The organism is Pseudomonas sp. GXZC, assembly GCF_026967615.1.
Classification (GTDB): domain Bacteria; phylum Pseudomonadota; class Gammaproteobacteria; order Pseudomonadales; family Pseudomonadaceae; genus Aquipseudomonas; species Aquipseudomonas azotoformans_A.
Genome location: NZ_CP114115.1, coordinates 1 through 12,162, shown reverse-complemented (window position 1 = coordinate 12,162; position 12,162 = coordinate 1). Strand labels below are relative to the sequence as shown.

Below are 12,162 nucleotides of genomic sequence, written 5' to 3'. Positions count from 1 at the left end.
CCATGTTGAAACTGCTGATTCTCGATCGGGACGGGGTGATCAATGTCGACTCCGACGCTTACATCAAGTCGGTGGCGGAATGGATTCCACTGCCCGGCTCGATCGAGGCCATCGCGCAGTTGAGCAAAGCCGGCTGGACGGTGGCCATCGCCACCAACCAGTCCGGCATCGCCCGTGGTTACTACGACATCGCCACCCTGGACGCCATGCACGCGCGCTTGCGCACGTTGGTGGCCGAGCAGGGCGGTGAGGTGGGGTTGGTGGTGTACTGCCCCCACGGGCCGGATGAGGGCTGCGATTGTCGCAAACCCAAGCCTGGCATGTTGAAAACCATTGCAGAACATTACAAGGTGCCGTTAGCTGGGATATGGTTCGTCGGGGACAGCCTCGGTGACCTGGAGGCGGCCAAAGCCGTCGACTCTCAGCCAGTTTTGGTTAAGACCGGGAAAGGCGAAAAGACCCAGGCGAAAAACCTGCCGGTAGGCACCTTGATTTTTGACGATCTGGCGGCCGTTGCCGCAGAACTTATCAACAACTAGCCACCCTCGACTTCCTGAACAAGGATTGCTCGGGAGTGCGCTTTTAGCAGGCGGGCCGCGTCCCGCAACGGTAAATGCCGCCATGTCGATTTTGCAGGCCATCAGAACCTTTTTCTTTTACCTGCTGCTGGGCACCAGTTCGTTCCTCTGGTGCACCCTGAGCTTTTTTATTGCGCCCTTTTTGCCATTCAAGGCGCGCTATCGCTTTATCAACGTCTATTGGTGCCGCTGCGCGTTGTGGCTGTCCAAGGTGTTCCTGAACATCCGATTCGAGGTCAAGGGCGCGGAAAACGTCCCGGACCAGCCCTGCGTGATTCTGTCGAACCACCAGAGCACCTGGGAGACGTTCTTCCTGTCGGCGTACTTCTCGCCGCTGAGCCAGGTACTCAAGCGCGAGCTGTTGTACGTGCCGTTCTTCGGCTGGGCCATGGCCATGCTGCGCCCGATCGCCATCGACCGTGACAACCCCAAGGCCGCACTCAAGCACGTGGCCAAGAAAGGCGATGAGCTGCTCAAGGACGGTGTTTGGGTGCTGATCTTCCCCGAAGGCACACGTGTGCCCTACGGCACGGTAGGCAAGTTCTCACGCGGTGGTACAGCTTTGGCGGTCAATGCACATCTGCCGGTGCTGCCGATTGCGCATAACGCCGGCAAGTTCTGGCCAAAGACCGGCTGGGCTAAACGCGAAGGCACTATCACTGTGGTGATCGGCGAACCGATGTACGCCGAAGGTGAAGGACCTCGTGCCATCGCCGCGCTGAATGACCGCGCCCAGGCGTGGAATGAAGCGCAGCAACGTGCCATGGGGTCGCTGCCACCAGAGCCGATTGTAGTCGACACGCCGGTCATCTGATCATCTGTGGATAACCTGTGTACGGTTTGTTGGCGAATCGCCTTTTTTGTCTTTTAAGAGGCTGATTTACTTACATATTTCTCAAGCTCATAAAATCACGGAAAAGGTGCATAAGTTTTTTCCGCATAAAAAAACCGGTCCTTGTGACCGGTTTTTTATGCACAGCAGAAAAGTACGTTTTTCAGTCTTCCAGCAGCGGCAGTCGAAGGCTGAATGTGGTGCCTTTGCCCACCACGCTTTCGCAACTGATACGCCCCCCGTGACGCTCTACCACAGCCTTGACCATCGTCAATCCCAACCCCAGGCCTTCGCTGCCTTGGGACGAATCGAAGCGGCGGTATTGGCTGAACAGCTCCGGCAGGTCCTGTGCGGCAATCCCTGGACCCTGGTCGCTGATACGGCACTCCAACCAGCCTTCTGCGCTGCTGTGCCTCAACCTCACGGTCGTCCCGGAAGGCGAATACTTGATGGCGTTCTCCAGCACGTTGAACAACGCGCGGGTTAGCAATGATTGGTCAGCCGACACCATGCCTTCATCGGCCTCGTCCAAGTCGTGAACCAGATGAATCCCCTTGAGCTGGGCGATCAGCGCCACTTGGTCAAAGGCATCCATGACCAACATGGCGAACAGCGTCGGCTGGAACTGATAACCGTCAGCCTCGGCTTTCGCCAGTTGCACGAAGGATTCGGTGAGACCCAAGGCACGGCGAACCTGTTGTTCGATCTGGGCAAAGACTGGGGACTCGCCGTTATGCACATCCAGCAGTGCAAGGATCGCTGAATGGGGTGCGCGCAGGTCGTGAGAGAGGAACCGCAACATGGTCTCGCGGTGTTGCTGGGCTTCGCGCTCCTTGCTCAGATCCGTCAGGCTCAGCAGCCAACCAAGGGCGACATCGCCTTCAGCCGGCAGCAAGGGCGCAAGCTCCATGCGCAGGCTGCGTTGGTGGATGTCCCGGAACTCCACAAGCTCCAGCGCCGACAGGGCAGGGCGCACGCCATTGTGCAGCGGCGGGTAGCCCAAGTCCGCCAGTTGCTCCAACAGGTTTTCGTTGACCAGATCATTGCCGAACACTTGCCGGGAAATGCGGTTGGCCAGCAGGATATTGCCCTTGGGATCGGTAATCAGGGTCGCCACCGGCAGGCACTCCAGGCCATCGGCCATAAAGCGCCGTGTGTCGCGTGTGCGGCTTACGGCCTGTTCCAGGGCAAAGATACGTGCCTGCAACACATCGCCTTTGCTGGCAGGTGCACGGCGGCGTTCGGGCAGGACTTTGGGTTCGTTGTCCAGGCGTGCCAGTTCCCAGCCGAAATAGGCGAGGATCACACTGAGGCGGCGCCAGTTCCAGATCAGGTAACTGAGCAGCAAACCAATCAGACAGGCCGCAGGCGACCACCAGTGCCCCAGGCGCAACAGGGCCAGGGAACCGAGTAACGCGGCGCCCATGCAGCCCAGGGTCATCCACAGTGCGTAGCGCGGGCGATAGAGCAGCAGGCCCAATAACAATGCCACCAATGAGGTCGCCATCAAGGCCGCAAGCCAGCCTGGCAGATCAACGATGCTGCGGCCTTGAAGCAAGCCATTCAGCACGTTGGCCTGGATCTCCACACCTGCCGTGGTGCCCACCGTGGAAGACTGTGGCGTGACGAAACGATCGCCCATCCCGGAGGCGGTCGACCCCACCAGGATCAGGCGACCACGCAGTTGCTCGGGAGCCACTTCACCGCGCAATACGCTGGCGTAGGACACGCTGGGAAAATGCGTATGAGGGGCAATGAACGGGATACGGATAGCGTGCTCCCGATGCCAGTGCTGAGTGAGCGATTGCAGAGGCTCGCCCGGCATTTCAGACAACTCTCCACTCATCTCATAGGCCAGCCAGGCCAATTGCGGTGCCGTGGCATCGGGCGGGCCTTCACGCAGGTAGAGGCTGCGGACCACGCCATCGCTGTCTGCTTCAACGTTGATGTGGCCCACTCCTTTGGCGCATTTGAGCAGCGGCATCATCTGCGTGTCCGGTTGGCTGTAGTTCGCGGCACCTTCACGCACCAGGGGTAGCAAGACATTGCCAGCGTTGCAGACCGACTCAGCCAGGCGTTTGTCATTGGCGGGATCGCCGGGCTCACTGAAGATCACATCGAACAGAATGGCGGACGGTTGCGCAGCACTCAGGCGATCAATCAGGTCGGCGTGCAGGCTGCGTGGCCAAGGCCATCGGCCGAGCTTCTTAAGGCTGGAATCATCGATCGTCACCAGCAGGATACGGGGATCGACGGGTAATGGTGTGAGGCGACGCAGGCTGTCGTATAACGGATTGTTCAAGGCCAGGCCCGGACTCAGCGACAGGTAGGCGGTGATGGGCAGCAACAGTAAACCAATCCACAACCACTCGCGCACCAGGCCGTGGAACAGGCGCTGGGCATGGGTGGGTTGACGTTTCTCGGCCTTGCCCCAGAGCATCATTGGTCAACGTACCTGGGCAGTGGGCGGGTAGTAGAAGATGTCATAGACCCCGGTTTCTCCCTCCAGGCCGTTTTCGTCATAAGCCGACAAGCGCACGTGGTAGAACGAGGCTTTGAGCCCAGTGAAGCTCATTTTCGGCGTGCTGGAAAAGTTTTCCTGCTTGATGTTCATAAAGGCTTTGTCAGTGGCGACCTGTGCACGGTAGCGCTGGGCGCCAGGCAATGGCCGAAGGTATAAGCTCCAGACCGGCGCGTCGCCTTTCTGGCCGTCTTGGCCGATCAGCTTCGGTGCGGCCAGCAGTTCTACGGGATTGAGGTCGCCCTGTTTCTTGAAGAGCAGGCCTTGGCGTGCAGCCACTTTGATCTCGCCTGTCCGATCCCGGTTGGCGGCGACTTGACCGTCCAACACCTCCAACAGCGATCGCTCAGCGTCATTGCGCACCCGAAAGTGCGTACCTCGCACCCCCAGCACACCGACCGGCGTCACGATCTGGAAGCGATCATGATCGCTGGCACGCTTGATCACATACGCCTCGGCCTGGCCTTGTTCGAGTACCACTTGGGGAATCGACAGCTTCTTTTCCAAGTGGAGCCGCACCTGGGAATCAGAAGGCAGCACCACGCGGGATCCATCACCCAGCAACAGGCTGACGAACGCCGACGCCGAGGTCTTCACACCTTCCTGTTCATCAATAGACATGCCTTCGAGCAGGGGAGTCGTCTTGCCCTGAGTATCGAGTTTCCAGGCTTCACCGGTGAGATGCTGGACTACGGCAGGCAGAGGCTGGACCCGGCACAGGAAGTCATCGTCGATGTATGGCGCACGAACCTTTGTAGCAGCGCCCGCCGAGCCCACCATCATGATCAACAAAGACGGAAGGGCGCAGCGCAGGCAGTTAGGAGAAAGAAACATGGCGCTCATACAAGTCAGGGTTCCAGAGGGCAACAGACATCAGCGCACAGGAGTTTACGGCAGCGCATGCGTCGGCTGATCCTTTTCCTTAGGGTCAGGAGCCGGTATCTTTCCCACATTGGTATCGAGGACTTTCAATGGGTTAACCGCTCATTGATCCCAGCGTATAGAGAGATCCGAGGGGTCGATGAATCTGCGCACAATTCTTCAGATTCAAAAACCGGCCGACGGCTGTCGCACTCTTCAAATGAAAGGACCCACCCATGCGTGTCGCAATACTGGATGACGAGCCCGCTGAACTGCGCCGGGTGGAACAGACACTGCGACAAATCCCCAGCACCGCCGAACAGCCTTGGTCCCTGCATTGCTTCGAACGCGGTGAAGACCTGTTACGCCAACTGCGCCGGGAAACCTTCGACCTGCTGATACTCGACTGGCAATTGCCGGACATCACCGGTATCGCTTTGCTGCGCTGGACCCGCGAACACATGGAGTCGCCACCTGCCGTCATCATGCTCACCAGCCGCGATGCCGAGAGCGACATTGTCACCGCGCTCAACAGCGGCGCGGACGATTACGTCAGCAAACCTTTCCGCCCCAACGAATTAAAAGCACGGGTCACTGCCGTTCTGCGTCGGCATGGCCTGCAGAAGTCTGCAACCCATGAAGTGCAGAGCTTCAATGACCTGACCTTTGATGACGCCGAATTGACCGTGACCCGCGCAGGCAAACCGATCAACCTCACGGAACGTGAGTATCGTCTGGCCAGCTGTCTGTTCGCTAACTTGGCCCGACCACTGTCTCGCGAGTACCTCTACGAGCGGTTCTGGACCCATGAAGAAATGGTGTCGTCACGGCCGCTGGATACGCATATCTACCGGTTACGAAACAAGCTGGGGCTGACGGCGGATCGGGGTTGGCAGTTGCTGACGATCTATGGGTATGGGTATCGATTGGAGAGTGTGGCGGCAGCTTCTCAAGGCTGATTACGCTGATGTTCCACGTGGAGCATTTTCAAATTCGCTGATTTTCACCCAATAAAAAGGCCAACGCTAAGCGTTGGCCTTTTTAGTTTGGCAGGCTTACCGGGATCAGAAGTCCAGGTTGGAAACCGCCAAGGCATTGCTTTCGATGAAGTCACGACGAGGTTCGACCGCATCACCCATCAGGGTGTTGAAGATCTGGTCCGCGCCAATGGCGTCTTCGATGGTCACGCGCAGCATGCGACGCTGGGCTGGGTCCATCGTGGTTTCCCACAGCTGATCCGGGTTCATTTCACCCAGACCTTTGTATCGCTGAATGGTATGGCGCTTGGTGCTTTCCGCCATCAGCCAGTCGAGGGCTTCCTTGAATTCCTTGACCTGCTTCTTGCGTTCGCCACGCTGAATATAAGCGCCGTCGTCCAACAAAGTGCTCAATTGAGCGCCCAAGGTAACCACGGTCTTGTAGTCATTGCTGCCGAAGAAATCGCGGTTGAAGGTGACGTAGTTCGACAGGCCGTGGGAGATCAGTTCGACCTCTGGCAGCCAGACGTTACGTTCACGGTCTTCACGCAGGCTGGCTTTGTACACCAGGCCAGACTTCTCGACGGTACGCAGGCGCACTTCGTACTGAGCCAGCCAATCCTGCATCGCTGCATGATCACCCAGTTGCTCCAGGCTGACGGCCGGCAGGTAGATGAAGTGCTCGGTCAGTTCCTGAGGGTACAGGCGCGACAGACGCTTGAGGGTCTTCATCACCATGCGGAAGTCGTTTACCAGACGTTCCAGCGACTCACCGGAAATGCCCGGTGCTTCGTCATTCAAGTGCAAGCTGGCATCTTCAAGGGCCGACTGCGTCATGTACTCTTCCATGGCGTCGTCGTCTTTGATGTATTGCTCTTGCTTGCCCTTTTTCACTTTGTACAACGGCGGCTGAGCGATGTAGATGTAGCCACGCTCGATTAGCTCCGGCAACTGACGGAAGAAGAAGGTCAGCAGCAGGGTACGGATGTGCGAACCGTCGACGTCAGCATCGGTCATGATGATGATGTTGTGGTAGCGCAGCTTGTCGATGTTGTACTCGTCGCGGCCGATACCGCAGCCCAACGCCGTGATCAAGGTGCCGACTTCCTGGGAGGAAATCATCTTGTCGAAGCGGGCCTTCTCGACGTTGAGGATCTTACCTTTCAACGGCAGGATGGCCTGGGTGCGACGGTTACGACCCTGCTTGGCGGAACCGCCAGCAGAGTCACCTTCCACCAGGTACAGTTCGGAGAGGGCAGGGTCCTTCTCCTGGCAGTCCGCCAGTTTGCCTGGCAAGCCGGCGATATCCAGCGCGCCTTTACGGCGAGTCATCTCACGGGCTTTGCGCGCGGCTTCACGGGCACGGGCGGCGTCGATCATCTTGCCGACGACCAGCTTGGCTTCGTTCGGGTTCTCCAGCAGGAAGTCGGAGAAGTACTTGCCCATCTCCTGTTCCACGGCGGTCTTCACTTCGGAAGACACCAGCTTGTCTTTGGTCTGGGAGCTGAACTTCGGATCCGGCACTTTTACCGAGATGATCGCGGTCAGACCTTCACGCGCATCGTCACCGGTGGTGGCAACTTTGTGCTTCTTGGCCAAGCCTTCGGCTTCGATGTAGGTGTTCAGGTTACGCGTCAGTGCGGAACGGAAACCCACCAGGTGAGTACCACCGTCGCGCTGAGGAATGTTGTTGGTGAAGCACAACAGGTTCTCGTTGAAGCTGTCGTTCCACTGCAGGGCGATTTCCACGCCGATGCCGTCTTCACGCTGGATGTTGAAGTGGAACACCTGGTTGACCGCAGTCTTGTTGGTGTTCAGGTATTCAACGAACGCACGCAGGCCGCCTTCGTACTTGAACAGCTCTTCTTTGCCGCTGCGCTCGTCCTTGAGGACGATACCGACACCGGAGTTGAGGAAGGACAGTTCGCGAATCCGCTTGGCCAGGATGTCCCAGCTGAAGTGGATATTCTTGAAGGTTTCAGCCGATGGCTTGAAGTGGATCTGAGTACCGGTGGTTTCGCTGTCACCGACGATTTTCATCGGCTCTTTCGGAACACCGTGGATGTAGGTCTGTTCCCAGATCTTCCCGCTACGGCGCACGGTCAGGATCAGCTCTTCGGAAAGGGCGTTCACCACCGACACACCTACACCGTGCAAACCGCCGGAAACTTTATAGGAGTTGTCGTCGAACTTACCGCCGGCGTGGAGCACGGTCATAATGACCTCAGCTGCCGAAACGCCTTCTTCTTTGTGCACGTCTACCGGAATACCGCGACCGTTGTCGCGCACGGTAATAGACTCATCCGGGTGGATGATGATGCTGATGTCGTCGCAGTGACCGGCCAGAGCTTCGTCGATGGAGTTGTCGACCACCTCGAACACCATGTGGTGCAGACCGCTACCGTCATCAGTGTCGCCAATGTACATACCGGGACGTTTGCGTACGGCATCCAAACCTTTCAGCACTTTAATGCTGGTCGAGTCGTACGTGTTTTCTTCGCTCATGCCTTCACTCCCGATGGTCGTGGGTCTGGGTGATACGGCCTTGTTCCACGTGGAACAAAGCGACTGGCGTTTCCGTCTGCCAGCCTTCCCTCAATAATTCGTGGTCTACACAGGTGATAAACACCTGGCAGCGTAATTCTTCCAACAAGCGGCATAGCGCGCGGCGGTGTTGCTCGTCGAGTTCCGACGGCAAGTCATCCACCAGATAAATACACTGTCCGCGTCGGGCCTGGCTAACCAGATGCCCCTGGGCGATACGCAGCGCGCACACCACCAACTTCTGCTGGCCACGGGACAAGATGTCCGCGGCATTGTGAGCGCCTAATCTAAGACGCAAATCAGCCCGTTGGGGTCCGGCCTGGGTATGGCCAATTTGCTGATCCCGCTGCAAGGATGTCGCGAGCACTGCACTCAGCTCACGTTCTTTATCCCAACCACGGTAGTAACTCAGCGTCAGTCCCTCGAGATCCAGCAACTCTCTCAAGGTCTGCTCAAAGACTGGTTTCAAGGCTTTGATATAGGCACGGCGGTATTCATCAATTTCGTCGCTGGCCAGGCACAGTTCCCGGTCCCAGGCCGCTTGCGAAGCGGCGTCAAGTGTACCATGCCGCAGCCATGAGTTCCGCTGCCGCAGGGCCTTCTGCAGGCGCTGCCAAGTGGCCATGAAACGCGGTTCCACGTGGAACACTCCCCAATCGAGGAACTGCCTGCGGATTTTTGGCGCACCTTCCAGCAGACGGAAACTGTCGGGGTTGATCAATTGCAGCGGCAGAATCTCTGCCAACTGCGCGGCACTGCGCGCATTTTGCCCGTCAATGCGAATCTGGAACTCTCCGCCGCGATCACGGGATATCCCCAGGCTGCTGTGCCCACCTTCAGCGAGTTCGACCTGACCAAACACGGTGCACGCCAATTGCTCGTACTGAATCACCGGTAACAAGCGAGCGCTGCGAAAGGAACGAGCGAGCCCCAGCAGGTGAATGGCTTCCAGCACGCTGGTTTTGCCACTGCCGTTGGCGCCGTGGAGGATATTGATGCGGGGGGAGGGGGAGAAGGTCACCGGGTGCAGATTGCGCACCGCGGTGACCGAGACGCGACTGAGGGACATCTAGCTTCTGCTGAGCATGATTACAGGCGCATCGGCATGACAACATACGCCGAGTCGTCGTTGTCGGATTCCTGCACCAGGGCGCTGCTGTTGGAGTCCGACAGAATCAGGCGAACCTGTTCAGTGGTCATCACACCCAGTACGTCCAACAGGTAGCTCACGTTGAAGCCGATTTCCAGGGAGCCGCCGTTGTAGTCGACGCCCACTTCTTCTTCCGCCTCTTCCTGCTCCGGGTTGTTCGCCTGGATTTTCAGCTGACCGTTAGCCAGTTGCAGACGGATGCCACGGTACTTCTCGTTGGACAGAATCGCGGTACGGCTGAACGCTTCACGCAGGGCCTGACGATCACCCAGTACCAGCTTGTCGCCACCTTTAGGCAGCACGCGCTCGTAATCCGGGAACTTACCGTCAACCAGCTTGGAGGTGAAGGTGAACTCACCGGTGGTCGCACGAATATGGTGTTGACCCAACACGATGCTGACGTTGCCTTCCGGCTCGGTGAGCAGGCGCGCCAATTCAAGGATACCTTTGCGCGGTACGATCACCTGGTGACGGTCCGGCTGACCGATATCGGCGCGCATCGAGCACATGGCCAGACGGTGACCATCGGTGGCCACAGCGCGGATGATGCCTTCCGACACTTCCAGCAGCATGCCGTTGAGGTAGTAACGCACGTCCTGCTGAGCCATGGCGAAGCTGGTGCGCTCGATCAAACGACGCAGTTTGCTTTGCTCCAGGCTGCAGGTCAGCGAGCCAGGGCCTTCTTCAACGGTCGGGAAATCATTGGCCGGCAACGTGGACAAGGTAAAGCGGCTGCGACCGGCCTTTACCACCAACTTCGCGTCATCAACCTTGATGTCGATCAGCGCGTCGTTCGGCAGGCTCTTGCAGATGTCCATCAGCTTGCGCGCCGGGACGGTGATCTCTCCGGGTTCAGCGGGCTCTTCCAGCTGCACACGACCGACCAGCTCGACTTCCAGGTCAGTACCGGTCAAGGACAATTGCTGGCCTTCGACTACCAGCAATACGTTGGAAAGCACCGGCAAGGTCTGTCGGCGCTCGACGACGCCTGCGACCAGTTGCAGGGGTTTCAACAGGGCTTCGCGTTGAATGGTGAAATGCATGGTCTAGTCCCTTGCCTTAATAAGCTGCGCTGGTGTCATCAAGTGGTCAGTGTACGCAGCAGGTTCTTGTAGTCCTCGCGAATATCCGCGTCGGATTCCTTAAGTTCATTGATCTTGCGGCACGCATGCAAGACCGTGGTGTGGTCGCGTCCGCCAAACACATCACCGATTTCCGGCAGGCTGTGGTTGGTCAGCTCCTTGGAGAGCGCCATGGCCACCTGACGGGGGCGTGCCACCGAGCGCGAGCGGCGCTTGGACAGCAGGTCGGAAATCTTGATCTTGTAGTACTCGGCCACGGTGCGCTGGATGTTATCCACACTCACCAATTTGTCCTGCAGTGCCAACAAGTCCTTCAGGGATTCACGAATCAGCTCGATGGTGATGTCGCGGCCCATAAAGTGAGAGTGCGCGATGACCCGCTTGAGCGCGCCTTCCAACTCTCGCACGTTGGAGCGGATGCGTTGAGCGATGAAGAAAGCCGCATCGTGGGGCAGGTCGACTTTGGCCTGGTCAGCCTTTTTCATCAGGATCGCGACGCGGGTTTCCAGCTCCGGCGGCTCTACCGCAACGGTCAGACCCCAACCGAAGCGAGATTTCAGACGTTCTTCCAGGCCTTCGATTTCTTTCGGGTAACGGTCACTGGTCAAGATGACCTGTTGGCCACCTTCGAGCAGGGCGTTGAAGGTGTGGAAGAACTCTTCCTGGGAGCGTTCTTTGCGGGCAAAGAATTGAATGTCATCGATCAGCAACGCATCAACCGAGCGGTAGAACCGCTTGAACTCGTTGATGGCATTGAGCTGCAAAGCCTTGACCATGTCGGCCACGAAACGCTCCGAGTGCAGGTACACGACCTTGGCATTCGGGTTCTTCTTTAATAGGTGGTTACCCACAGCGTGCATCAAGTGGGTCTTACCCAAGCCAACACCGCCATAAAGGAAGAGCGGGTTGTAACCGTGCTTGGGGTTGTCAGCAACCTGCCAGGCGGCTGCGCGAGCCAGTTGGTTGGATTTACCTTCGACGAAGTTCTCGAAGGTAAAGGTGCGGTTCAGGTAGCTGGTGTGCTTGAGCGCGCCTTCGACCTGCACGGTGCGCTGTTCGGCGCGGACCGGGGCCTGTTGGGAGGCAGCACCTGCCATCGGGTCAAAGCTGTCGCGGGACGGCTCTTCATTCTCTGCTGCATTTTTCTGCGCAGAGGATTTGGAGGGCACTGGTGCAGGCGTCGGCGCGCTGACAGCAGGTGCTGCCGCCGCCTGGGCTTGCGACGCAGCCGCGGCCAATGGCGCATTCGGCGCAGCGCGAGGCGCCGAGCTACGTTTGCTGCCTATTAATAAGGAGAGAACAGGCGCGAGGCCGTTGCCATGTTCATCGAGCAATTCGAGAACGCGGCTCAGGTACTTCTCGTTGACCCAGTCGAGAACAAAACGATTGGGCGCGTAGACACGCAACTCGTCGCCTTCGGCTTCGACCTGTAGCGGACGGATCCAGGTGTTGAATTGCTGGGCAGGCAGCTCTTCGCGCAAAAGCTCCACGCACTGCTGCCAAAGTTCCACTGACACGGATATCCCCTAAGTTGAAAGCCGGTGAGGCAAAAACAGCCGCCATTGTAGCGGCGAGCCGCCCACTTATCCACATGTAGGTTGATCAGAGGCCAGCCAA

The 12,162-nt window shown here is 58.2% G+C and carries 9 protein-coding genes; 3 read left to right on the top strand and 6 right to left on the bottom strand.

What is annotated here, in order from left to right; genetic code table 11:
• Positions 1-2 precede the first annotated feature (2 nt).
• Entirely contained in the window at positions 3-539 is a 537-nt protein-coding gene (gene gmhB / locus OZ428_RS00045) for a D-glycero-beta-D-manno-heptose 1,7-bisphosphate 7-phosphatase (protein WP_161630242.1), read from the top strand.
• An 82-nt stretch (positions 540-621) separates the two neighbouring features.
• Entirely contained in the window at positions 622-1,392 is a 771-nt protein-coding gene (locus OZ428_RS00040) for a lysophospholipid acyltransferase family protein (protein WP_269132381.1), read from the top strand.
• A 181-nt stretch (positions 1,393-1,573) separates the two neighbouring features.
• Here OZ428_RS00040 and OZ428_RS00035 read toward each other — a convergent pair whose 3' ends face one another.
• Together OZ428_RS00035 and OZ428_RS00030 are read right to left on the bottom strand one after the other, a co-directional pair.
• Entirely contained in the window at positions 1,574-3,853 is a 2,280-nt protein-coding gene (locus OZ428_RS00035; protein ID WP_269132380.1) for a CHASE2 and HATPase_c domain-containing protein, read from the bottom strand.
• Positions 3,854-3,856: 3 nt separating this feature from the next.
• Entirely contained in the window at positions 3,857-4,774 is a 918-nt protein-coding gene (locus tag OZ428_RS00030; RefSeq protein WP_442964813.1) for a FecR family protein, read from the bottom strand.
• Between the two features lie 254 nt (positions 4,775-5,028).
• Between OZ428_RS00030 and OZ428_RS00025 the strand changes: the two genes are divergently transcribed.
• On the top strand, positions 5,029-5,751 hold the full coding sequence (locus OZ428_RS00025) for a response regulator transcription factor (protein WP_038847382.1): 723 nt from the start codon (positions 5,029-5,031) through the stop codon (positions 5,749-5,751).
• A 105-nt stretch (positions 5,752-5,856) separates the two neighbouring features.
• On the opposite strand, the gene gyrB is transcribed toward OZ428_RS00025, so the two are convergent.
• The 4 genes from gyrB to dnaA are packed head-to-tail and all read right to left on the bottom strand — an operon-like array spanning position 5,857 to position 12,062.
• Entirely contained in the window at positions 5,857-8,274 is a 2,418-nt protein-coding gene (gene gyrB / locus OZ428_RS00020; protein ID WP_016978723.1) for a DNA topoisomerase (ATP-hydrolyzing) subunit B, read from the bottom strand.
• Between the two features lie 4 nt (positions 8,275-8,278).
• Entirely contained in the window at positions 8,279-9,382 is a 1,104-nt protein-coding gene (gene recF / locus OZ428_RS00015) for a DNA replication/repair protein RecF (protein ID WP_269132379.1), read from the bottom strand.
• 20 nt (positions 9,383-9,402) lie between these two features.
• Positions 9,403-10,506, bottom strand: a complete 1,104-nt coding sequence (gene dnaN, locus OZ428_RS00010; RefSeq protein WP_016970682.1) for a DNA polymerase III subunit beta — start codon at positions 10,504-10,506, stop codon at positions 9,403-9,405.
• 38 nt (positions 10,507-10,544) lie between these two features.
• Entirely contained in the window at positions 10,545-12,062 is a 1,518-nt protein-coding gene (dnaA, locus tag OZ428_RS00005) for a chromosomal replication initiator protein DnaA (RefSeq protein WP_269132378.1), read from the bottom strand.
• Positions 12,063-12,162 lie beyond the last annotated feature (100 nt).